Below are 21,939 nucleotides of genomic sequence, written 5' to 3' on the forward strand. Positions count from 1 at the left end.
ATACTGGCCGGAATGCAGCCCAGGCAATGGGATTAATGGTTAACGACTGGTACAATAGAGTCAACAACCAACCCAGGAAAGGTTCGTGACCCTTTATGCTCCGGTTAAATATGATTAGAACAGGGTTTCTGCTCGGCATTTCTCTTATTCTGGCTGCTATCATCTATTTCTTTGCCGCCAACTGGGGCGGCCTGGACAGAATCACTAAAATTCTGCTTTCCGCCGGGCTCCTTGTGCTCTTTTATGGCTTGTCCGCTGCCTTGTCTCGTGTCCGCTCGCCGTTTGTACAGCATGCTTTTCTCTCCAATATGCTGTTGGTGGCAGGCTGTATCTGCTTCGGCGCTGCTGTTGCACTGCTCGGCCAGTTATATAACTGGCATGCTGACAGCTATTGGTTATACCTGATCTGGTCGGTACCTGCTGTATTATTCGCCTGGATTACACGGTACAGCCCGTTCTATGTCATCGCCTATACCCTGCTGCATCTGGCTTTATGGTTTTATTTCTTTCCGGCGGCCTCGTCCTTCGCTTACAGCGATCGGGCTATGATGTATATTGGGCTGCTGTTTGCAGCCATAAATCTGGCGGTGCTGCTGCTGACCTTTACCGAACGCCTGGTATCCGCTCCACTAAGATACATCAGCTTGATCGTATTTCATGCTTCACTACTGCTGCTGACCAGCGTCTTGGGATACGGGATGGAGGACACCTTGGTGAACCTCATCTGGGCGGCCGCGATTATAGCCGGGTTCTACATATTTATTCGGGTCAGATTAAATAAAACCTTGCTGACGCTCAATGCGCTCGCAGCTTCCGCTTTCGCTGTAGCCAAGTTTTTCGAGCTTGCTTTCAGCTACGCCTCGATTCTCTTTTATGTATGGGGGCTCGTCTTCGTAGCGCTGCTGTTGACCGCCAATGTCCTGTTCTTTCGTTATCTGAAACAGCTCGGAACTCAATCGGCCAACACGCTTGGGGAGAGCAGTGAGCAATCTGATGTAGCAGAGAAGGCCGAGCATGGCAGTGAAATGGTCAGCAAGGCCGTGAACCGATTGATCCAGATCACAGGTGTCCTGATTGGCAGCATTTCGTTGATCGGACTTGTGTTTCTCGCGTCGGACGGGCTCGATCCGGAGCTTACACTGTACGGCTTGTCATTGCTGTTCACCCTCCCGATGATTGCGGTCTCCCGGATTCATCCGGTCATTCGTTATACGCTCCTGTCTATTGGTTATGTGGCAGGACTTGTTGCTAGCGTGTTGATGAACCAGTGGGGGTGGACGGCTCTGTTCTGTCTGGTGATTGCCGCAGGCTGGCTGCGGACGGCAGGACGCATTCAGCTATTCTGGACTCATGCCCTGTTGAACCTGGGGCTTGGTCTTCTGCTGACGCGGAGCCTGAACCTTCCTGGACAGCAGTTATGGATTACCCTGCTGATTCTCGCTGTGCTGAACGGACTTCTGTACGCAGCAGCTCCACGAATCCGGCAGGACTTCCGGTGGATCAGAGAATGTACGCTCTTTCACACCTTGCTTTTCCTGCTGTGGATGACGTTTTTCGAGTATATGTCCGTGTATGTACACGCTCTGGTCAGTGGCCTGTATTTCATCGGGGTCACCCTGTGTGTCTTTCATTTCATACGCAAGCAACGGACGCAGAAGGCTGTCATTAGCCTCGTATACTGGTGTGCCTTCGTTGCCTTTCAATATTACGATCTGCTGTGGACCCTGCTTCATAAGTCGGTGACCCTCGCGCTGATCGGGCTTGTGATTCTGGTGATCACATTCTTCGCAGCAAGCCGCCAGCGGCTGCAGGAGTCCGGAACAAGTCCCGGCATCATCAAATCCGCTCCTTTGCTGACGGTCCTGGTCATTGTACTGCAGTTCGGCTTCATCGGCCTGCAGACCGCAGGAAGCGAAGCACTGCTGCGGAACGGCTCCTCCGTCAAACTGGAGCTTGCGCCGGTCGATCCCCGCTCTCTGCTGCAGGGGGACTACGTCGTGCTGAATTACGCGATTTCTACCCCTCCGCAATCAGCAGGACCGCAGGATAATCCCGGCAGCCGCAGTAAAGTCAAAGTGGTGCTCACCCCTGACGGTAATGGCCTGCACAGGTTGGCACGCTTCTATACCGAGGGCGAACCGTTAGCCGATGGCGAGACGGTGATCAACGGACAACTGAACGGCCATGGCTCGATCTACTACGGGATTGAAAGTTATTTTGTACCCGAAGGCACCGGGCTTGAGGTAGAGCGGAGCGCCCGTTATGCGTATGTGCGTATAAGCCGCCAAGGCGATGCTCTGCTGGAGCGGCTGGCCAACGAATAGAACAATTAGGGGGTGCCCAGGCCAATAGACCTGTTGGGACACCCCCTTGCTCCGCGTTACCGCCTATTTATGAATGGAGCAGCCCCTGCCGCAGAATTCCGATGATGGAGCAAGCCTTGTCCAGGTTGTCATCTGAGTTGCGTATGATAAGGTCACATTGGGACAGCTCCTTCATCTCCCGCTCGAAGTCCGCCATGCGCCGCTCAATCTCTTCCGCTGCTGCTCCCCTCTCCTGCAGGCGGCGTCTGCATTGCTCCTTCTCGACGGACACCCCCACCAGCAGCGTTTGTGCGGGGAACATAGTTTTGATCGCTGCGGCTCCCTTAGCTTCCATGACCGTCGACGTCGGTGTTCCTCCTTCGATAATGTCCCGGATGGACTGCACGGAGGTGCCGTAAGCATTGCCCTTATATTCATTCATTTCGATCATCAGTCCGCTGTGGAACATCTCCCCAAGCTGCGCTCTCGTCGTAAAATGATAGTCACGCCCGTTCACCTCACCCGGCCGGGGTGCTCTGGATGTCCAGGTCACGACCTTGGGCAGCCCGAGCAAGGACTGGAGCGTGCTTTTGCCGGAAGCGCTCGGGCCTTGAAAAACAATAAGCGAAAAAGACATAGGTTCCTCCAATAGATCTGTTGAATTCATGCAGAATCGTCGGGTTGATACAACCAAAATTCTCTTTATTATAACGCCAACAACTCCGCAGGGGAATTCACAGCTTCCTCCTCAGGCCTCGCTCACGTTTTTCTTGTATAGACTCTTTCCGGTCTTCCGACCGTACCGTAGGAGATATCTGAGGTCATTTCACCTTTGGCCACAAAATACTCCAAATACCGGCGGGCCGTCGTGCGGCTAAAGCCTGCTCTTCTGCCCAGCTCCTCGGCAGTGATCACCTCCGGGCATTCCTGGATAAACGCCCCGATCTTCTCACGTGTCAGCTTATCGATGCCTTTAGGAAAGTAAGACTGCTTCTCCTTGCCCCTATCCTCTGTGCCCCACAGCAGCCGGTCAATTTCCTCCTGGTCAATTACCTGATCCGGTCCGCCCATGGCCTGCAGCTGCCGGTGATAGGCTTCATAAGACCTCAGCTTCTCCTGAAACCGCGCAAAGACAACAGGTTTAATCATAAAATCATATACTCCGCGCCGGATGGCTTCCCTGACCGTATCAAAATCCCGGGTCGCCGTAATAATGATAACATCGGTCAAAGGATAGTGTGTTTGAATATACCGGAACAGGTCAAGGCCGTCCGTGCGTGGAAAATGCAAATCAAGCAGAACAAGATCAGGCTCCAGGATTTCCAGATGCTCGTAAGCCTGCTGCTCATCCGTTGCAATGCCGACCACCTCAAATCCTCCGGTCTTCTCGACAAAGCGGCGGTTAATCTCGGCGATCCGCGGATCATCCTCAATGATTAATACCCGAATCATGGACCTCCCTCCTTTCGCTCGGACAGCGGAATGTTCACTTGAAATACAGTTCCCCGCCCGGGAGCCGATTGAAAACCGATGCTTCCCCCCAGTTCTTCTACGGCCTGCTTGACAATCGCCAGCCCGAAACCTCTTCCCTGCGCAGCTTTGGTGGAAAAGCCTGTCTTGAATACATGCTGCGCAGCATCCTCCGGCACGCCTGTTCCACGGTCCGCAATCTCGATGAACAGGCTCCCGTTCCGGTCGGACAGCAGAACGTCGACCTGCCTGCGGCCCTCTTCCGCAGCCATAACTGCCTCAAGCGCATTGTCAATCAGGTTGCCGATAATCGTCACCAGGTGGCTCCGGTTCCCCCCTTCAGGGATGCGGCGAAAAGAGCTGCGTTCATTCACAGTCAACCCGACCTTCAATTCATTGGCACGGTTAAACTTGCCGATCAGAATGCCGCCGATCATCGGATCGGGGATCTCCCGCAGGAGAAAATGGATCAGGCTTTGATGCATGTCGGTCTCATAGGTGATCAAATCCATGGCCTCCTGATAGGACTCCAACTGAATCAGCCCGTAAATGGTATACAGCTTATTGGAGTATTCATGGGTTTGTGTGCGCAGCGCCTCAGCATAGCGCTTCACCTGGGTAAGCTCCTCCGTGACACGCAGCAGCTCCGATTTGTTACGGAAGCTGGAGACGGCGCCGATCACCTGCTGCTTATGATCATGTATCGGAAGGCGGTTCACGACAACCGTGCTGCCGTTCATCAGCATCTCCTGATCAAATTCCGCCCTCCCCGTCCGAATCACCTCCAGCAGGCGGGATTCCGGCAGCACCTCCAGAAGGGGCCTTCCGATAACCCCTGCCTCGTCTTGCCTGTTCAGCAGCTTCATCGCCGTCTGGTTGACCAGCGTCACACCGCCTTCAGCATTCACGGCAATAATCCCTTCGTGCACGGTTTCCAAAATGGCTTTCTTTTCCTGATACAGCATACCGATTTCGCGGGGCTCAAGCCCGAAGATGGACCGCTTGACCCGCCGGGCAATCCATATCGCGCCTGCACAGCCGGACAGCAGGGTGAACACGGCCGCGAGCAGAATGCTGGCCCGATAACCTGCGGTTTCCTGCTGCAGCTTTTCGATGAGAAAACCGACAGACACGACGCCGATCACCCGACCGTCCCGGTCAAAGACAGGCGCCTTGCCCCGTACCGAAGACCCCATTGAACCAAGCGCCTCCGAAATAATCGCTTTTCCCTGAAGCACCGGACCATTATCGCCTCCGACCATCTTCATGCCGATCCGGTCCGCTATGGGATGCGAATAACGGGTTCCCTCCCGGTTGCCCACCACAATGAATTCGGCGCCGGTTTCTTCCCTGATCCGCTCCGCCACCGGCTGAATGACAGAGGAGGGATTTTCAGCATCAAAGCCGCTGCGGATCACATCCAGGGACGCTACCGTCTTGGCTATTTTCAGTGCGGCCGATCCGGTATTCTGCTGCTGTGTCGTAACTAACATCCGTTCAAAGCTCAGGGTGAGCACAATAATGGTTGCCAGCAGGAGCGTACCGATCAGAAGAATAAGTCTTGTCTGCAATCTCATGACGGATTCCCTCCTCCCCAAAGAAGCTCTTGGTGTTGTGAACTTTATGAACAAAATGATCAATATGCCCTTTTTTCAACTTATGTTCATATGCTGTGCAGCGGAAATGAGGCATGGTAGTATAAACACACAATAAAGTAAGCGTTTACAAAAAAACTTAAATACTACCCATTTATTTATCAAGGAGGAATCGCATCATGAGACAAAACCGGAAATTGTGGGCAGTCATTCTGCTAACGGCTGTTACGGCAATCAGCATGACGGCATGCGGCGGGTCCGCAGCACCGGGAGCCGGAAAGCAGTCTGCCTCCGGATATCCCGAAAAACCGTTGATTATAACCGCTCCTTCCGGTGCGGGCGGCGGATGGGATAAAACCGCGAGATCGCTGACCAAGGTGCTGGCGGAAGCCAAGCTCGTCGAGCAAACGATGACGGTCGAAAATAAGCCTGGTGGTGGCGGCACGGTTTTCCTGGCTGAATATGTGACCAAGGATAAAAATGATCCTTATAAACTGTTCGTCAGCTCTCCACCACTGCTCATCAACAAGCTGAAAAAGGAGGGCAACAGCCCTTACGGCTACCAGGATGTCACCCCGCTGGGCCAATTGACGAAGGACTACGGTGCCATTGCCGTGGCGGCGGATTCCAAGTACAACGATCTCCAGAGCCTAATCGCGGACATCAAGGCCAATCCTGCGCAGGTGACGCTCGCGGGCGGCTCTGCACCGGGCTCCATGGATCATTTAATCAGCATTTTACCAGCATTCAAATCGGGTGTCGACCCGAAAACCATTAAATATCTATCCTACGACGGAGGCGGGGAAGCTATCGCCGCCCTGCTCGGGAATCATGCTGACGCGATTGGAACCGACGTCTCCTCGCTCGGCAGCTATCTGAAATCCGGCAAAATCAAGATCCTCGCCGTGACCTCCGCAGAGCGGCTTGACGGCGATTTCAAAGATATTCCGACCCTGAAGGAATTGGGCATCGATTCGGAATTCACGATCTGGCGGGGAGCATTCGGGCCGAAGGAGATGACGGAAGAGCAGGTCGCTTACTGGGATACAACACTGAAGGCCCTCTCCGAGCATGAGACCTGGAAGCAGGAACTGCAGGCGAATGACTGGCAGAGTGAGTATAGAAACTCCTCCGACTTCACTGCATTCCTGGCAGAGCAGGACAAAGTCGTGCTTGAACTGCTGACAGCGCTCGGCATGCAAAAATAACATCCAGTGAGGGGAGGATCAGCCCCCCTCGCTGCAAGCATCAGGAGGTGCATTTCCTTGAACAGAACCTTTGACCGTTATGCCAGTATTGTGTTCCTGCTGCTTGGCATCGGGTTCATGTGGCAGAGCACCCGGATCAGTGCTGCGGCCTACGGCAGTACAGTTGGTCCGAATATTTTTCCTTTCTGCCTGGGCGGGCTGCTGATTCTGCTCAGCATCCGTCTTTTTTACGAAGTATTGATCTCCAAGGCGGAACAGCACAAGGAAGCAAAGCTGGATTACAAGCGTTTCCTGCTCATTTTCGGGGCCTCTGTGCTCTATGCTCTCTTATTTGAAACGCTCGGATACATCCTCGCCACCTTCCTGTTTCTGCTGTTCTGCTTTCAGGTGCTGGAGCGGGGCAAATGGCTAAAATCAGCCCTTATTGCCGTACTTTTTGCCGTCAGCGTATATGTTATTTTCGTAGTCGTTCTGGAAGGCTCCATGCCCGGCTTCCCGGTATGGTTCTCCTAAGCGGCTCAAGGAGGGACATTCATGGGTACACTGCAGTATCTTGCTGAAGGATTCGCCACCGCTCTGCAGTGGCATAATCTGCTGTTCGCTTTTATCGGTGTGCTGATCGGCACAGCCGTCGGCGTGCTCCCTGGCATCGGGCCGATGAGCGGAGTCGCCCTGCTGATTCCGGTTACAGCCTCAATGACCAGCGGCCTGGGGCCGGAAGAGGCGGCCACGAGCTCCATCATTCTGCTTGCAGGTGTATACTACGGAGCGATGTATGGCGGCTCAACCACCTCCATCCTGCTGAATACGCCCGGGGAATCCTCCTCGGTCGTCACAACGCTGGACGGTTATCAGATGGCCCGGCAAGGCCGGGCCGGAGCGGCGCTCTCGATTGCAGCGATCGGTTCCTTTGCCGCTGGCCTGGTGGCGCTGCTCGCGCTCATACTGCTCGCAGACCCACTCTCCAACGTGGCCATCAAGTTTGGACCAGCCGACTATTTCTCCCTGATGCTGCTCGGGCTCTGCGCAGTCAGCGGCCTGGCCGGCAAATCGGTCACCAAAGCGCTCATCATGACGATCTGCGGGCTGCTGCTCGCCACCATTGGCATGGATACCGTTTCCGGTGTGGCAAGGTTCACCTTCGATATCCCCATTCTCTATTCCGGGCTTGAATTTTTGACGGTGGCGGTCGGATTGTTCGCACTCGGTGAAGTATTCAAGACCATTCTGGAAAAAGATGCTTCGGCAGGCAGCACGGCCAAAATCGGCCGCATCCTGCCCACACGCCAGGATCTGAAGGACAGCACCGGACCGATTGCGCGCGGCTCGCTGCTCGGATTTTTCATTGGCATCCTGCCCGGCGCAGGTGCCACCCTCGCTTCCTTCTTCAGCTATATTATGGAGAAAAAGCTGAGCAAGCAGCCGGAGACGTTTGGCAAGGGCAACATCGCAGGCGTAGCAGCCCCCGAATCGGCCAATAACGCAGCCTCCGGCGGGGCCATGATTCCACTGCTCACCTTGGGCATACCCGGGTCAGGCACGACAGCCATTCTGATGGGCGCCTTGATCATGTATAACATTCAACCAGGCCCTCTGCTCTTTGACGAACATCCCCAGGTGGCTTGGGGGCTCATCGCCAGCATGCTGATCGGCAACTTGATGCTGCTGGTGCTCAATATGCCCTTGGTCAAGGTTTTTGCCAAAATCATTCAAACACCGCCGAAATACTTGCTGCCCATTATCATCGCCATCTCGGTATTCGGTGTATACGCTGTGCAGGTACAGCTATTTGATCTCCTGCTGCTGCTCGGTTGCGGTGTCATCGGCTTCCTGCTGGCCCGCAACGACTACCCGCTGGCTCCGCTCGTGCTCGGGCTGGTTCTGGGACCGATGATTGAAAATAACATGCGCCGCGCACTGACCACCTCCAACGGTGACTTTATGATTTTCCTGCAGAAGCCGCTGTCCGCCATCTTTCTTCTCATCGCCGTACTCTGGCTGCTTGTACCTATTCTGATGAAGAAGAGAGGGAAAAAGGTGGTTGTTAACGAAGAAGGTTAGAGGGAACATGCAATTTGAATGCAAATCACATGAACCGGAGGGGATTGCCATGGGAAATACCAGACTCGGCGGAAAAAGCATCATTCTTCGACTTGAGATTCAGACGGACATGATTAATTTCGGACAGGTTGCATCGGTCATCTTTGCCGCTGGCGGAGACATTGTGGCGATCGACGTGATCCAGACGAGCCGGAATATGACCGTTCGTGACCTCACCATTACCGTCACAGACAGCGTGGATATCGGCATCATTACGGAAGCGGTTAAAAATATGGAGGGCGTACGGCTGATCAATATTTCAGATCGCACGTTCCTGCTGCACCTCGGCGGCAAAATCGAAACCCAGCCCAAAACCCCGATCCAGAACAGGGACGATCTGTCGCGGGTATACACGCCAGACGTGGCACGCGTCTGCATGGCGATCCACGAGGAACCAGACAAAGCCTATTCCTTGACTGTAAAAAGAAATACAGTCGCTGTTGTATCCGACGGAAGCGCCGTGCTCGGGCTTGGCAATATCGGTCCTTACGCCGCCATGCCTGTCATGGAGGGCAAATCCATGCTATTCAAGCAGTTTGGCGGCGTCGATTCCTTTCCTATCTGCCTGAATACACAGGATACCGAGGAGATTATTGCTGCCGTTAAAGCGATCGCTCCCGCCTTCGGAGGCATCAATCTGGAGGACATTTCTTCTCCGCGCTGCTTTGAGATTGAGGAGCGGCTGCGCAAGGAACTCGATATTCCCGTCTTCCACGATGATCAGCACGGCACCGCTGTCGTTCTCTATGCCGCCCTGATCAACGCTCTGAAGCTCGTCGGTAAATCCATCGGCAGCATTAAAGTGGTGGTATGCGGCATTGGTGCCGCCGGTATCGCGTGCAGCAAAATTCTGCTGTCGGCAGGTGTCAAAAATATCATCGGCGTTGACAAGATGGGAGCCATCGCTGCGGGCAACCAGTATGAGAACCGTATGCTGCAGTGGTATGCGGAGCATACCAATCCGGAACGTGTGCAGGGCACGCTGCGGGAGGTCATCCATGGAGCCGATGTATTCATAGGGGTATCGGCGGGTGGCATTCTCAGCCGTGAAGATGTCGGGCATATGGCCGACCAGCCGATCGTATTCGCCATGGCCAACCCAGTGCCGGAAATCCGGCCGGAGGAAATCGAGGATATCGCCGCCGTCATCGCCACCGGGCGCTCCGATTATCCGAACCAAATCAATAATGTGCTGTGCTTTCCGGGGATCTTCCGAGGGGCACTGGACTGCAGGGCCTCGGAAATCAACGAAGAGATGAAGCTCGCGGCAGCAGAGGCCATCGCTTCCGCCATTTCAGAGGAGGAGCTTAACCCGCTGTATATTATTCCGAGCGTTTTCAATCAACAGGTGGTCAAAGCGATCCGCGACAAGGTTGTGCAGGCTGCCATCCGCAGCGGGGTGGCTCGCAGAATTCCGCGTGAATACAGGTAGTCTGCAGATCTGCAACCATTTCGTTCCTTATTTGAAAAGTAAAACAAAAGCTCATCGCCTCCTCTAATGAAGCGATGAGTTTTTGTTTTTAGTCAACTGTTCATCAGCCTTCCAGTCCCAAAGCATCTATCAAGGAGGGCACAAGTGGCTTCAGCGGATTGCCAATTTCAACACGGTATTCCCGCTCAACCGCCTCGGCAGCTTCCGTCATGGACAGCTGGGCTGTATGGATCATGCGCTGCTCCCCGGATTGAATCAGATCCTGAATATAACCGGACACCCGCTTCAGATATGCTTCCTTCTTCCCCGCCATAATGAGCTCGAAGCTTCCTTCAATCACCTGCACCTCTATATCGGGTGCTTTGCCCACTGTCTCTGCAAAAGCATACAGTCTTTTCATCGTACCTTCTACCGTGTCCGGGTTCGTAAACAGTACAATTTGCGGCTGTTCCCAGCGGCACAGGACATGGAAAAAGGCCTCGTCAATCGTGATAACCGGAACAGGCCACTGCGGCTTGCTCTCCTCCAGCAACGCCGCGTACTGTGTACACGTAACCAGCACGACATCCGCACCGCAGTCCATCATCCATTCCAACTGCCTCATCACCTGCTCCGAAGCCTGGGCCCGGCTGAAACGTTGATCCGACGCCATACGGCGGATGAGTCCTGGGTCTGTGTAATGCGTCAACTCTAGTCCGAAGGGAGCAAAAGCCCGTTCTATGTAATCCACATTCGAATAATGAGCGTGCAGACAAGCCAATCTTTTCACAGGAGGCACCCGCTTTCTTCATACTCTTTCAAATATTATCAGCACAACAGCAGGCAATGAAGCAAGCCCACAACCAAAAAATAAAAAGGCAGCAGCGCCATCCCGGGCAGACACAGAAAAAGCCTGCCCTTGAGCGGGACAGGCTTAGCTTTGGATCGAAAATCCTGCTGGACCTGGCTGACCGGCTTAATACTCCGTATTCCCGGACGCGCTTGTTTTGCCGGAGGCAAAGCCTTTGAACAGCGTGGGTACATTCGAGTATCTCGTGTTAGTGATTTTCGCCGCGCTTTTACTGCTGTCTGTTCTGAAGATGGAGTCCTTCACATTGGAGATGTCAGAGCTGTCCAGCGTGAAGTTCACTGCGTAGGAGGTGCCGCCGTTCTGGCGAGCCAGCTTGCCGATGTCATTGGCCTTGAAGTTCTTGATATTGATCGTTCCTTCCGCATTCGCCTGGAACACCTTGTCATAGGCTTTATAAGCACCTCCTCCTGTAATGTTAACCGTTCCTTTGGCTTTAAGCGTTAACGCATCTTCCCCTACATCCTGCCACGTTACGTTGCTAATGGTTGCATTCCCGTAGCAGTGCACACCGTCGGCTCCCGGAGCACCGATCGTGACGTTCTTAAGGATGGCCCCGTTCTCAAGACGGAAAATAGGCTTCTGACCTTCACCCTGACCTCCGTCCCCAAGTGTATCGGGATTAGCCACGTAGGTCTGTCCCTTTCCATCAAATGTTTCTCCTGCCTTGACGATAATTGTTTCCGAAACCACCTGAGACGCGGCTTGTACCTTGCTGTTTACGGCACCGAATGAAGTGATCAACAATGCGGATAACAAAAGAGCTGCCATACCTTTTTTCACAGTCACTACATCCTTTCTATACCTTGAGATTTATGATAAGGCCTGTACCATTTTTTCATGCTGTCGTCATAAAAGAGATGTGCACCTCTCTTTTTGTATACGCTTTCAAAACGCGAGTGGAAAATGGAATTCAGCTTATCATATTGGTATATTTTTCAATTATATTCCTTTCTGCGGATCTTTCAATCATACCTTTAGACCACAAATTAAAGAGTTCGTTCAGCCCATAGCTCCCCAAAACCATAGTTCGATAATACCAATTATTCCCATATTCAATTACCCAGCCATCTTTCCATTACCTCAACGGACACCTCGTTGCCGGTCATATCGAGCCCTAACAGACTTATTCCTCTTCAACGTGGGTAATATATTCATGATGTCATGAAAAGGAGGTTTTCGTGTGGCGGATTCTACAAAAGATAAGGTGTCGGCCAGCGTGCCGCAAAAGGGCTTTTTCGGCCACCCCAGGGGATTGTTCACTCTTTTCTTTACAGAGTTCTGGGAGCGGTTTTCTTATTACGGCATGAGGGCCATTCTGGTCTACTACATCTACTACGAAGTCACCCGGGGAGGCCTGGGGCTGCCTGAGCCGACTGCCCTCGCCATCATGTCCATTTACGGATCGCTGGTATATATGTCAGGCATTATCGGGGGCTGGCTGGCAGACCGGATGCTCGGCACTTCAAGAGCGGTATTCTACGGCGGCATTCTGATTATGCTGGGCCACATTGCACTAGCGGTTCCCGGCACCATCTCTATGTTCTTCATCTCTATGGTGCTTATCGTGCTGGGTACAGGGCTGTTAAAGCCGAATGTATCCAGCATGGTCGGCGAGCTGTACAGCGAACAGGATGAGCGCCGGGATGCGGGCTTCAGCATTTTTTACATGGGCATCAATCTGGGCGGCTTCCTGGCGCCTTTAATCGTAGGCACCGTAGGCATGGATTACAGCTTCCACCTCGGCTTTGCCCTGGCGGCGGCAGGCATGTTCCTCGGACTTGTTCTGTTCGTCTTGACACGCAAGAAGAATCTGGGGCTGGCCGGCACCATCGTGCCCAATCCGCTGGCCCCACAGGAAAAAAAGAAGGTGTTCAGCATCCTGGGCGTATGTGCGGTCGTCGTCGCCCTGTTGATTGCGGTAGCGATCCCCAAGCGGGCTTCTGACCTTTGACAGCTTTATCACGCTGGTGGGCATCCTCGGCATTCTAATCCCAATCGCTTACTTCGTGGTCATGTACAACAGCCCGAAGACCACCCCTGTGGAACGGTCCAGGGTTATTGCTTATATTCCCCTGTTCATCGCCTCTGTCATGTTCTGGGCGATCCAGGAGCAGGGCTCCACGATTCTTGCCAACTATGCGGATCAACGAACCCAATTGAATTGGGCGGGCATTCGGTTGTCCCCGGCATGGTTCCAGTCGCTGAACCCGCTGTTTATCATTATCCTCGCGCCGGTATTCGCCTGGCTGTGGGTCAAGCTCGGACAAAGGCAACCCACCGTTCCGCGTAAATTCTCATTCGGTCTGCTATTTGCCGGGCTGTCCTTTCTGGTCATTCTGCTGCCTGCGTATTGGGGTGGCCCGGATTCGCTTGTGAATCCGCTATGGCTTGTGCTCAGCTATTTTCTCGTTGTGCTTGGCGAGCTGTGCCTGTCACCAGTCGGGCTGTCGGCTACAACCAAGCTAGCACCTGCCGCCTTCTCCGCACAGACAATGAGTCTCTGGTTTCTGTCCAACGCGGCGGCCCAAGCGATCAATGCGCAAGTCGTTCAGCTCTACAACGCCGAGAATGAGATAACCTACTTCGGCATCATCGGCGCAATATCCATTGTGCTTGGTCTTCTACTCTTTATGGTGTCACCGAAAATTCAGAGCTTTATGAAGGGCGTGCGTTAGTCCCCGGATACGGAGCCATAGAAAAGAGCCATAAGGGCGGTTAAAGCCGCTTCCTTATGGCTCTTACTGGATTAGGCTGTGCTTTTACGGATTTGCTTGCTGCGCAGTTGACCACACGCCGCATCAATGTCTGTTCCATGTTCCATACGGACAGTGCAGTTGATGCCCTGCTTCTTCAGCGTATCATAGAAGCCGAGAATCGACTCCTGCTCACTGCGCTGATACTGGCTATGCTCATCCACCGGATTATAAGGAATCAGGTTTACACTGGCGAACTGCTTCTTATCCTGGAGCAGCTCCGCAAGCTCCAGCGCATGCTGCTTCTGATCGTTGACATCCCGCAGCAGAATATATTCGAACATAATTCTCCGCTTCGTCTTCTCCAGATAGTATTCGACCGCCTCCATCAGTTGCTCAATCGGAAACGCGCGGTTGATCTTCATAATCCGAGTACGCAGGTCATTGTTCGCTGCGTGCAGCGAAATCGCCAGATTCACGGGCAAGCCGCTGTCGGCAAACTCCTTGATTTTGTCCGGCAGACCGCTCGTTGATACTGTAATACGGCGCACACCGATGGCAAGACCCTTGTGATCCTTGATAATATTCAGGAAATCGAGCAGATGGTCATAGTTGTCAAACGGCTCACCGATGCCCATCACCACAACATGGGTTACCTTCTCTCCTTGCTGCTTTCCGTCCAGGTGCAGCTGAACCTTCATAATTTGTTCGACGATCTCGCCGCTTGTCAGATCCCGGCTCTTCTTGATCAAGCCGCTCGCGCAGAAGCTGCAGCCGATATTGCAACCCACTTGGGTCGTTACACAGACCGACAGGCCGTATTTCTGGCGCATCAGCACCGTTTCAATGAGGTTCCCGTCCTCCAGCCGCAACAGGAACTTGATGGTTCCGTCTGTCGCTTCCTGTCTGACATGCTCTTCAAGCGTACGGATAACAAAATGCTCTTCAAGCAGTTGAACACAGGATGGATGAAGCTCCGTCATCTCGGCAAATGCCGCAACCCGCTTGCGGTACAAGTATTCCCACACCTGGGAAGCGCGGTACTTCTTGTGCCCTCTTTCCCCGAGCCATGCTGTCAATTGTTCTATCGTCAATCCATAAATGGATGGTTTATTCATTCTTTACCCTCTCTTCGATCTATATCGTGAAAAATGTTTCCACGTGAAACATTTTGTCAGATTGTGCTGACCTGTAAATTCAAGCCTTCATCTTATTGTCCCAAAATTTCAGAAGTTAAACAAGAGGAACAGACAGGGATTTTTGCAGCAGCACGTTTCTATGCGAAAAGTAAAAAGCCACATCACGGCAGCTATATCCCATGATGTGGCTTTATCGTTTAAGCTATTCAAGCTTAATTAATTTAATGCTGCCTTTTCTTCGTCCAGGCCCTTCAAAAAGCTTTGATCCATACGGCTCTGATATATCAGTACCTGTCCTGACTCCTCATCAAATACTACATAATCTTCTCTGCCATTCCCCAACTCAAGCACGGCCTGCATATTATCATACATTCTAAAATCATACACCTCTGTATGCTTAATTGCCTTTCCTTTATTCAGATCATGACTTTCGATAAATTGTACGGCTCTTTGCTCCAGATCCGCTGCTGAAGTCAGACGGTTAGACGGGCCTGCATCAGGCAGATCACGGCTTATTCTTAAAACATCGCCATTCTCCGCGTCTATCGTTACAGAATATACCTGACCCTGTTTCTTCACGAACGTCCCGTCCACTTCGATGACCTGGCCAGCCACTTGCTGATGCTCGGCGGAAATGAAGTTAATGTTCCAGAATGGACGATCCAACTGCTTCTCCCATGCCATATAGTTACTTGTATCCAGGTCCGGCAAGCCTTTGGTATAAGCTGTTTTCTCGTCTTCCACACGTTTTTGATCATAATACTCGGTGTGTGCGGCATATGTTGCATCCATATCTGCGCCAAAAATCTCTTTGATACGGTTCTTGGCAATTTCAAGGGCTTGTGCATCCTTCACCGGACCTGAAACCACACCTTCAGCGGTAACTGTTGGCTTGATCCCTCCCGAAATCACCTTGCTATTCGCATTCGTTTCCTGTGCCGTCATCAAAGTATCCTTTTGAGGCGTATCCAGGCCTGTCGCTGCATAAGCTGCTGTCCCCAAACTGCCGACCATAATCGCTGCGGCAATCGCCACACCTGCCGTTTTTTTGCCTTTAACCAGAAATTTACCATTCATATTCATATACCCCCACGTTATAGTAGTTGATTTTGGAATTGCGCAATTCCGTTCTACATCTACCACTTTATATCAGCGATGTTGTATAAGAATCGACAAGTTGTAAATTAGTTGTATTCTTTAGTGAAGGTCATTTTGACTCTGGTTCCTTGATTCACCACGCTGAAGATTTCGATCTGCGCTTTGTGCAGCTTTATGATCTCGGCACAGATGGCCAGCCCCAGACCTGCCCCGTGACGGGAACGGGTTTCTGCTTGATCCACCATGTAAAAAGGTTCAAACACCTTGGATATGTCCCCTTCAGGGATACCGATCCCTTCATCCTCAATCTCCAATACGTAGGTATGATCTGCCTGGACCGCCTGACCCCTCAAATAAATCCGGCTGTCTGCGGGAGAGGCTTTGATGGCATTATCCAGTAAATTGATACACAGCACCTTAAACAAATCCTTGTCCATGAGCACCGTATCAGCTTCCACCTGCAGGACCAATTCCATGCTACAATCGTTCAGCCTGGGCTTTAACGATTCTGCAATCTCACCGCATACCGCCTGTATATCTTCGTTTCTTCCTTTCAGCTCGTTCTTACTCAAGAGAATCATATCCATCAGCTTGAAGGACAGGCTTTCCAGCCTTTTGCCTTCAACATAAATAAAGTGTAAGCCATTGAAAAAAACCTCTTCATCGTAACGGGTGGAACGAAGAAAATCAGCATAACCTATGATGGAGGTCAGCGGTGTTTTTAATTCATGGGTCAGCGCTTCAATAAAACGCTGCTTATGCTCTGCGGCCGTTTTCAGCTCCTCTACATTCTCCTCCACGGCAGCCGCCATTTGGTTAAAACTGCGGGCCAGGGAACCGACTTCATCCTTGGATGCCACCTCAATTCGCTGAGTATAATCCCCTCGGGCAATCGTCTGTACCGAATTGGACAAGCCACGTATGGAACGTGTCAAATACCAGAGCAGCAAATATAGAGCCGCGGCCAAGCTGACCGTAGTTATGATATTCAATTTAATGAACAAACTGTATTGCTCCGCCTTGTTCGTGTAGACATCCGAAATATCCCGAATATAAACAAGCTTAAACGTGTCGTCTTCCAGCTCCAGCCTGCTGATGACAAACAAATAGCTCTTGCTGCCAATATCTCTTATGATGTAGTGCCTTTGCCCGGAAAGTGGAGTCTGCAGTTCCTTTCTTGCTCCCTCAAGCTCTTCTTTAAAGCTGCTGTACACGATCCCGTTATGTTCATCAAGGATTTCAATGAATACGCCTTTTGAGCCGAAATTTTGGGTATACTCAGCAAAAGCGACTCTTAAAAAATCCCTGAGCACGCTTTGCGGAAAACCTAGCTTCTGGTTTAGATAGGCTCCATTGGTTTGAAGTCCAGATTGCACAATCAGCTGCTCGGTCAGACCACTTTCGATTTCCTTTTTTAAATTTTGACTGAAATGATGTTCGATTAAATACAAGGACGCGGCGTTAAATACACAGGCGAATAATACCAAGGTGCACAAAAATATTTTCTGCCACAGCTTCATAAGGTATTTTCCAGCCTGTAGCCAAACTTGAATATCGTTTTGATGCGCTCTTCAAAGCCGAGCTTCTTCCGCAGCTTCTGGATATGAATATCCACGGTACGGGTTTCGCCCGTGTAGTCGTAGCCCCATACCAGTTCCAGGATCTTTTCCCTGGACAACGCTTTGTTGCGGTTACGTATGAGAAGCAGCAGCAGCTCATACTCTTTTAGCGTCAGATCAATGATCTCATCCGCTTTTTTTACGGTGCGCTCCTCCAGCTCTATCGTCAGATCCTCGTAGGTAATGAGACTGCTTTGATGTGTAAAACGGCGAAGCACCACTTCAATGCGGGCTAGAAGCTCTACCGCTTCAAAAGGTTTTACAATGTAGTCATCCGCGCCCATTTTTAAACCTTTTACCCTGTCGGCAAGCTCTTTTTTCGCCGTAAGGAAAATCACTGGAATCCCGCTGGGCCGTATTTTTTCCAGAATGGCAAAGCCGTCCTGATCAGGCAGCATTACATCCAGCAGGATCAAGGCCGGCGTATATTCCTGAAGTATGGCGAGTGCTTCCTCCCCGCTGAAGGCTTGTCTGCTTCCATAACCGGCCACATTCAGATTTAGACGAATTAATTCCGAGATAGCCCGTTCATCTTCTATAATCAATATTTTTTGCATGATGCTCCCCCATGATCTTGAGTATCCCGCGCTTTTGAAATACATTGATTATAGCTTGAAAAAGGCTAATTCTCGTATTCTAGTTGTAAATTAGTTGTAAACAAAAAATGGAAAGGTGCGATCGGCGGTTAAAATCTGTCCAATGACAGCACGTTAAAACAGGTACGCTCCGGTGCCCCGGTGGTATGATCATAGCAAGGAAGGTGAAGCTGTTGGATTGGTTAACGCGGATGAAGGATGCTCTGGATTATATCGAAGACCATATGGAGGAACCCGTGTCGATCAGCGACATTGCCAAGACCGCCTGCTCCTCTACATTTCATTTTCAGCGGATGTTCCATATGCTTACCGGGATGACGGTGGCGGAATATATCCGTAAGCGCAGGCTGACACTGGCTGCACAGGAGCTGGCGGTCTCCTCTACGAAGGTGCTGGATACGGCGCTCAAATACGGCTATGATTCACCCGAGTCCTTCGCCAAAGCATTCCGGAAAATTCATGGGATTGCACCTTCACAGGCGCGTGATCCCGGCGTGAAGCTAGAGGCCTTTCCACGCATTTCCTTCCATTTATCCTTGAAGGGAGATCAAGACATGGATTACCGTATTGTGGAGAAAGACGGCTTTACCGTTGTGGGCAAGTCGATTCAAGTATCACTGAAGGATGGGGACAACTTCAAGCAAATTCCTGCCTTCTGGGCAGAGAGCGATACAGATGGAACCTCGGAGGCATTGCTGGAGCTGGGATCGGGCGGTGAAATGCTGGGGATTTGCACGGAGATGCAGCAGGGTCAGGAACAATTCACTTATATTATTGCCGTGGAAAGCAACCAGGAAGCCCCTGCGTCCAGCGGCTTCATTACGTATGAGGTGCCTGCCGCCACCTGGGCTGTATTCCCTGTGACCGGTGCTATGCCCGATGCTATGCAAGACATATGGAAAAGGATCTTCCAGGAATGGTTCCCTGCTACAGGTTATGAGCATGCCGACGCACCGGAGTTTGAGCTGTACTCGCCCGGGGACCCGGCAGCGGCGGATTATCGTTCGGAAGTATGGATTCCTGTCTTGAAAAAATAAAACGTCTATCGATGTGTCTAAGGTTCAACACCGAAATTGGAGCTTGATTGGACCAGTTTTCAGATGGAGCCCTATAAAAACAACAAAAATCCGGCGAGGGAGCACCTCTTACCGGATTTTGTTGTACAGTCATTCAGCTTAGAAAACAAAAAATGAATTTAATTCATAATATAATATTTTTGTAAACATTTCCCTAATAAAGGATTGTTAATTTTGAAAAACTTTGTTACAAACTTAGTTTTCACGTTTTTTACCGCACTCTTTGCTACTTATTTGTTTTCTGGAAGAGTAGGTATAGATGGGGTTATCGTTGGATTAATTAGCACAGGAATAGTAGCACTCGGTTATCTGTTTGTGTACTTCAGAAAGAAAATCCGTAAATGAAACCGCATTTTTAACACTAGCTCGATCTTTATGGTAGTCACAGCTCAGCTAGAAAAGCTCCCTGATTGAGCTACGAACGGTTTACTTGTATTTTTACACGTTTTTGGATACGCTCATGGTAAGGTTACCGCTTGAAGGAGCCGCCACAAATATGATTTATGGAATGGATGGTGTGTCATGCCTGATCGGGGACTTGAACCAGGGCAAAAATCAGCCATAACCGATTATTTGAGTGAGCGTTTCAATGCTCATACTGTGATTTTATTCGGATCGGCTGCCAGGGAAGAAATGCGCCAAGACAGCGATGTGGATATTGCTTTTCTATCCGACATCCCTGCCCCTTCCGCTTATGAATTATTTATGGCTTCATCAGAATTGGCCGATCTGGTCAAACGTGACGTAGACCTGATTTTTTTCCTCAAGCCACCCCTGTTTTCCAGGCTCAGATCATTGGAACAGGCGAGGTACTGCATGATTTGCAGCCTTATGCACGTCAGATGGCATTTATGCGGGCTTTGAAGGAATATGCCCTGCTTAACGAGCGAAAAGAAATCATCGAGAGCTACTGGAGAGGTGAAAAATGATCCAGGATATACCGGGCTAACGCAATCCTAACTCACCTAATTCCGGAAGCGAGTTGATCTTATGAGCCAAAAAGTAGTTCTTGCTTGGCGGTACGGGCTTCATCGGACGTTATCTGGAGGAACAATTTACACAGCTCGGCTACTCTGTCGAGATCATTTCCAGACAGCCCGGGCATATTCCGTGGACAGATCGGGCCCGCATCCTTTCAACCCTGGAAGATGCCGAGCTGCTGATCAATCTGGCGGGCAAGTCTGTGAACTGCCGCTATAACAACGCCAATAAGACAGAGATTCTGCGCTCCTCACTTCGGGCGGCTTGACAACACACTTCAAGATATCCTGACCTGAACGCCAAAAGGCCATCTACCTGTTCCCGCTAAGGTAGATGGCCCTCTCCAGCCGTTACGCTAATCCGCTATGCTAATCTGTTACGCTAAATTTTAATTTCCAGCAGCTCATACTTCAAAATACCGACCGGATTCACTTGAATATTCCCGGGGCACCAACCCGGTATATCCCATAAACACCTTTGCACTGACAAACCGCTCACTTTGCAATTTAGCTCTGCTTTAGATCGCAGGCCCTTATACTACCTGTATTGAGCTTAGCTTTAGTGTGCTTGCGAATTTCTTTCGCGAATGGCTTCTTCAGTTCGCGGGATAAGAAACTCCACGCCAAATTTTGCCGCGTTCGCTTGCACTTCCTCGATGAAAGGACGAAAACTCTTATTGTATTCTTGGAACGCAAGTTCAAAATTGCCATGGGATTTTTGGAAAGCATCAGCCAAGGCAGCCGCCCCATCTATGGCCAGTGATCCACCCATGCCAGCAGCCGGAGAGGCGCAGTATCCAGCATCACCGACTAGCGCTACCCTGCCTTTTGTCCACGACGGCATTTTCATTTGGCACAGCTTGTCAAAGTAAAAAGTTTTCGAGTTTCTTACTTCTTCCAACAATTCCGGCGTTCGCCAGCCTACTCCAGCAAACTGATTCAAAATTATATTCCGCTGCTGTTCTTCATTTCGGTAGTCGTAGGGGAGTTCCTTCTCCGAAAAAAAGCCGAGGAGGATATCGGTTTTATTGTTGTAGGCGTTCAGCATGACCGTCTTGCCTGGCTCATTGTACATCTGTGTCGTATTCTCCCGGATCAACAGCTTATCCACGATCGTGATAGAGAAATAAGCATTAAGGAAATGCGAAAACTCCGCCTCCTCGCCAAAGCAATATTTTCTGACGGCCGAATGAATACCATCGCAGCCAAATACCAGGTCAAACGAGCGCTTTTGGCCCCCTTTGAAAGCTACGTTGACGCCGTTACCTTCTTCCTTTAACGACACTATGCTATCGCTGAAAATAAACTCGACATCATCTTTAACAGCTTCGAACATGATGTTCAGCAATACATTTCGCTCGATTTCGTATTCATCTTCCGCGAGCTGCTCACTGTCTTTTTGAATGAAGTGCGATTTTTCAGTGACATCATCGGAATTTTTGAATTCCACCACTTCCATGGTTATTCTATTCGACAGGATTTGGTCCAACAGCCCCATACGTTTCACGATATCGATGGTATTTCCGCGGATATTTACAGGCGTCCCGCCTTTTTTGAGACCTTCGGTAATTTCAACAACAGTCACGTTGTAGCCCAACTTCTTCATCCAATAGGCTGTTGAGAGACCTGCGAAACTCGCCCCGCTAATTAGGATATTTTTTTTCATTTTCGATTCTCCCGTGATGATTTTATATTGGACAACTCTGATTCTGATTCCACAGCGTCCGATCAATATCTGTATAATACAGAGCCATTATGAACTGAATATGAACTTCGACTG

The 21,939-nt window shown here is 51.0% G+C and carries 18 protein-coding genes and 1 pseudogene; 9 read left to right on the forward strand and 10 right to left on the reverse strand.

Translation table 11 applies throughout. From position 1 onward, the window contains the following. Nucleotides 1–95: 95 nt before the first annotated feature. Nucleotides 96–2,324, forward strand: a complete 2,229-nt coding sequence (locus tag OIN60_RS05905; protein ID WP_305753924.1) for a GDYXXLXY domain-containing protein — start codon at nucleotides 96–98, stop codon at nucleotides 2,322–2,324. 67 nt (nucleotides 2,325–2,391) lie between these two features. Here OIN60_RS05905 and OIN60_RS05910 read toward each other — a convergent pair whose 3' ends face one another. The 3 genes from OIN60_RS05910 to OIN60_RS05920 all read right to left on the reverse strand — a co-directional run bounded on the left by OIN60_RS05910 (nucleotide 2,392) and on the right by OIN60_RS05920 (nucleotide 5,350). Further along, the gene (locus OIN60_RS05910; RefSeq protein ID WP_305753925.1) at nucleotides 2,392–2,940 is read right to left on the reverse strand and encodes a guanylate kinase; all 549 of its coding nucleotides are present in this window, start codon (nucleotides 2,938–2,940) and stop codon (nucleotides 2,392–2,394) included. Nucleotides 2,941–3,062: 122 nt separating this feature from the next. After that, on the reverse strand, nucleotides 3,063–3,755 hold the full coding sequence (locus OIN60_RS05915; RefSeq protein WP_305753926.1) for a response regulator: 693 nt from the start codon (nucleotides 3,753–3,755) through the stop codon (nucleotides 3,063–3,065). After that, nucleotides 3,752–5,350 carry an ATP-binding protein gene (locus tag OIN60_RS05920; RefSeq protein WP_305753927.1) on the reverse strand — a complete coding sequence of 533 codons (1,599 nt, stop codon included), beginning with the start codon at nucleotides 5,348–5,350 and terminating at the stop codon, nucleotides 3,752–3,754. Before OIN60_RS05920 ends, OIN60_RS05915 begins: the two co-directional genes overlap by 4 nt. A gap of 197 nt (nucleotides 5,351–5,547) precedes the next feature. Here OIN60_RS05920 and OIN60_RS05925 point away from each other — a divergent pair, with 197 nt between their 5' ends. From OIN60_RS05925 to OIN60_RS05940, 4 genes are read left to right on the forward strand one after another with little or no spacing between them, the layout of a single operon-like run. After that, nucleotides 5,548–6,576 carry a Bug family tripartite tricarboxylate transporter substrate binding protein gene (locus tag OIN60_RS05925; protein WP_305753928.1) on the forward strand — a complete coding sequence of 343 codons (1,029 nt, stop codon included), beginning with the start codon at nucleotides 5,548–5,550 and terminating at the stop codon, nucleotides 6,574–6,576. Between the two features lie 57 nt (nucleotides 6,577–6,633). After that, nucleotides 6,634–7,089, forward strand: coding sequence for a tripartite tricarboxylate transporter TctB family protein (locus tag OIN60_RS05930; protein ID WP_305753929.1), 456 nt, complete (start codon nucleotides 6,634–6,636; stop codon nucleotides 7,087–7,089). A 21-nt stretch (nucleotides 7,090–7,110) separates the two neighbouring features. Continuing rightward, entirely contained in the window at nucleotides 7,111–8,637 is a 1,527-nt protein-coding gene (locus OIN60_RS05935; protein WP_305753930.1) for a tripartite tricarboxylate transporter permease, read from the forward strand. Between the two features lie 49 nt (nucleotides 8,638–8,686). Continuing rightward, the gene (locus OIN60_RS05940) at nucleotides 8,687–10,108 is read left to right on the forward strand and encodes an NAD-dependent malic enzyme (RefSeq protein WP_305753931.1); all 1,422 of its coding nucleotides are present in this window, start codon (nucleotides 8,687–8,689) and stop codon (nucleotides 10,106–10,108) included. A 103-nt stretch (nucleotides 10,109–10,211) separates the two neighbouring features. Here the strand turns inward: OIN60_RS05940 and OIN60_RS05945 are convergent, their stop codons facing one another. Next, nucleotides 10,212–10,877 carry a hypothetical protein gene (locus OIN60_RS05945; protein WP_305753932.1) on the reverse strand — a complete coding sequence of 222 codons (666 nt, stop codon included), beginning with the start codon at nucleotides 10,875–10,877 and terminating at the stop codon, nucleotides 10,212–10,214. A 186-nt stretch (nucleotides 10,878–11,063) separates the two neighbouring features. Then, on the reverse strand, nucleotides 11,064–11,726 hold the full coding sequence (locus OIN60_RS05950; RefSeq protein ID WP_305754094.1) for a pectate lyase: 663 nt from the start codon (nucleotides 11,724–11,726) through the stop codon (nucleotides 11,064–11,066). Between the two features lie 412 nt (nucleotides 11,727–12,138). Here OIN60_RS05950 and OIN60_RS05955 point away from each other — a divergent pair. Further along, nucleotides 12,139–13,633, forward strand: a pseudogene (locus OIN60_RS05955) (peptide MFS transporter). Nucleotides 13,634–13,704: 71 nt separating this feature from the next. On the opposite strand, the gene rlmN reads toward OIN60_RS05955, so the two are convergent. The 4 genes from rlmN to OIN60_RS05975 form a co-directional block, all read right to left on the reverse strand. Continuing rightward, nucleotides 13,705–14,769 (reverse strand): dual-specificity RNA methyltransferase RlmN, encoded by a 1,065-nt coding sequence (gene rlmN / locus OIN60_RS05960; RefSeq protein ID WP_305753933.1) that lies wholly within the window; start codon nucleotides 14,767–14,769, stop codon nucleotides 13,705–13,707. Nucleotides 14,770–15,006: 237 nt separating this feature from the next. After that, nucleotides 15,007–15,867: a PepSY domain-containing protein gene (locus OIN60_RS05965; protein ID WP_305753934.1), complete on the reverse strand. Its 861-nt coding sequence runs from the start codon at nucleotides 15,865–15,867 to the stop codon at nucleotides 15,007–15,009. A 107-nt stretch (nucleotides 15,868–15,974) separates the two neighbouring features. Beyond that, nucleotides 15,975–17,408, reverse strand: coding sequence for a sensor histidine kinase (locus OIN60_RS05970; RefSeq protein WP_305753935.1), 1,434 nt, complete (start codon nucleotides 17,406–17,408; stop codon nucleotides 15,975–15,977). Beyond that, nucleotides 17,405–18,064, reverse strand: a complete 660-nt coding sequence (locus tag OIN60_RS05975; protein WP_305753936.1) for a response regulator transcription factor — start codon at nucleotides 18,062–18,064, stop codon at nucleotides 17,405–17,407. Before OIN60_RS05975 ends, OIN60_RS05970 begins: the two co-directional genes overlap by 4 nt. Before the next feature lie 212 nt (nucleotides 18,065–18,276). Here OIN60_RS05975 and OIN60_RS05980 point away from each other — a divergent pair, with 212 nt between their 5' ends. From OIN60_RS05980 to OIN60_RS05990, 3 genes are all read left to right on the forward strand, one after another. Beyond that, entirely contained in the window at nucleotides 18,277–19,140 is an 864-nt protein-coding gene (locus tag OIN60_RS05980; protein WP_305753937.1) for an AraC family transcriptional regulator, read from the forward strand. A gap of 561 nt (nucleotides 19,141–19,701) precedes the next feature. Then, the gene (gene mntA / locus OIN60_RS05985; protein ID WP_305753938.1) at nucleotides 19,702–20,043 is read left to right on the forward strand and encodes a type VII toxin-antitoxin system MntA family adenylyltransferase antitoxin; all 342 of its coding nucleotides are present in this window, start codon (nucleotides 19,702–19,704) and stop codon (nucleotides 20,041–20,043) included. A gap of 145 nt (nucleotides 20,044–20,188) precedes the next feature. Then, on the forward strand, nucleotides 20,189–20,428 hold the full coding sequence (locus OIN60_RS05990) for an NAD-dependent epimerase/dehydratase family protein (protein WP_370872390.1): 240 nt from the start codon (nucleotides 20,189–20,191) through the stop codon (nucleotides 20,426–20,428). 290 nt (nucleotides 20,429–20,718) lie between these two features. Here OIN60_RS05990 and OIN60_RS05995 read toward each other — a convergent pair whose 3' ends face one another. Then, the gene (locus tag OIN60_RS05995; RefSeq protein WP_305753939.1) at nucleotides 20,719–21,825 is read right to left on the reverse strand and encodes an FAD-dependent monooxygenase; all 1,107 of its coding nucleotides are present in this window, start codon (nucleotides 21,823–21,825) and stop codon (nucleotides 20,719–20,721) included. Between the last annotated feature and the right edge of the window lie 114 nt (nucleotides 21,826–21,939).

It is taken from the genome of Paenibacillus zeirhizosphaerae (genome assembly GCF_030705605.1).
Taxonomy (GTDB): domain Bacteria; phylum Bacillota; class Bacilli; order Paenibacillales; family Paenibacillaceae; genus Paenibacillus; species Paenibacillus zeirhizosphaerae.

What these genes read in the sequence shown, in the direction of transcription:
- OIN60_RS05905 (WP_305753924.1), top strand. Translation starts at nt 96, where the DNA reads ATGCTCCGGTTAAATATGATTAGAACAGGGTTTCTGCTCGGCATTTCT.
- OIN60_RS05910 (WP_305753925.1), bottom strand. Translation starts at nt 2,940, where the DNA reads ATGTCTTTTTCGCTTATTGTTTTTCAAGGCCCGAGCGCTTCCGGCAAA.
- OIN60_RS05915 (WP_305753926.1), bottom strand. Translation starts at nt 3,755, where the DNA reads ATGATTCGGGTATTAATCATTGAGGATGATCCGCGGATCGCCGAGATT.
- OIN60_RS05920 (WP_305753927.1), bottom strand. Translation starts at nt 5,350, where the DNA reads ATGAGATTGCAGACAAGACTTATTCTTCTGATCGGTACGCTCCTGCTG.
- OIN60_RS05925 (WP_305753928.1), top strand. Translation starts at nt 5,548, where the DNA reads ATGAGACAAAACCGGAAATTGTGGGCAGTCATTCTGCTAACGGCTGTT.
- OIN60_RS05935 (WP_305753930.1), top strand. Translation starts at nt 7,111, where the DNA reads ATGGGTACACTGCAGTATCTTGCTGAAGGATTCGCCACCGCTCTGCAG.
- OIN60_RS05940 (WP_305753931.1), top strand. Translation starts at nt 8,687, where the DNA reads ATGGGAAATACCAGACTCGGCGGAAAAAGCATCATTCTTCGACTTGAG.
- OIN60_RS05950 (WP_305754094.1), bottom strand. Translation starts at nt 11,726, where the DNA reads ATGGCAGCTCTTTTGTTATCCGCATTGTTGATCACTTCATTCGGTGCC.
- rlmN (WP_305753933.1), bottom strand. Translation starts at nt 14,769, where the DNA reads ATGAATAAACCATCCATTTATGGATTGACGATAGAACAATTGACAGCA.
- OIN60_RS05965 (WP_305753934.1), bottom strand. Translation starts at nt 15,867, where the DNA reads ATGAATGGTAAATTTCTGGTTAAAGGCAAAAAAACGGCAGGTGTGGCG.
- OIN60_RS05970 (WP_305753935.1), bottom strand. Translation starts at nt 17,408, where the DNA reads ATGAAGCTGTGGCAGAAAATATTTTTGTGCACCTTGGTATTATTCGCC.
- OIN60_RS05975 (WP_305753936.1), bottom strand. Translation starts at nt 18,064, where the DNA reads ATGCAAAAAATATTGATTATAGAAGATGAACGGGCTATCTCGGAATTA.
- mntA (WP_305753938.1), top strand. Translation starts at nt 19,702, where the DNA reads ATGCCTGATCGGGGACTTGAACCAGGGCAAAAATCAGCCATAACCGAT.
- OIN60_RS05995 (WP_305753939.1), bottom strand. Translation starts at nt 21,825, where the DNA reads ATGAAAAAAAATATCCTAATTAGCGGGGCGAGTTTCGCAGGTCTCTCA.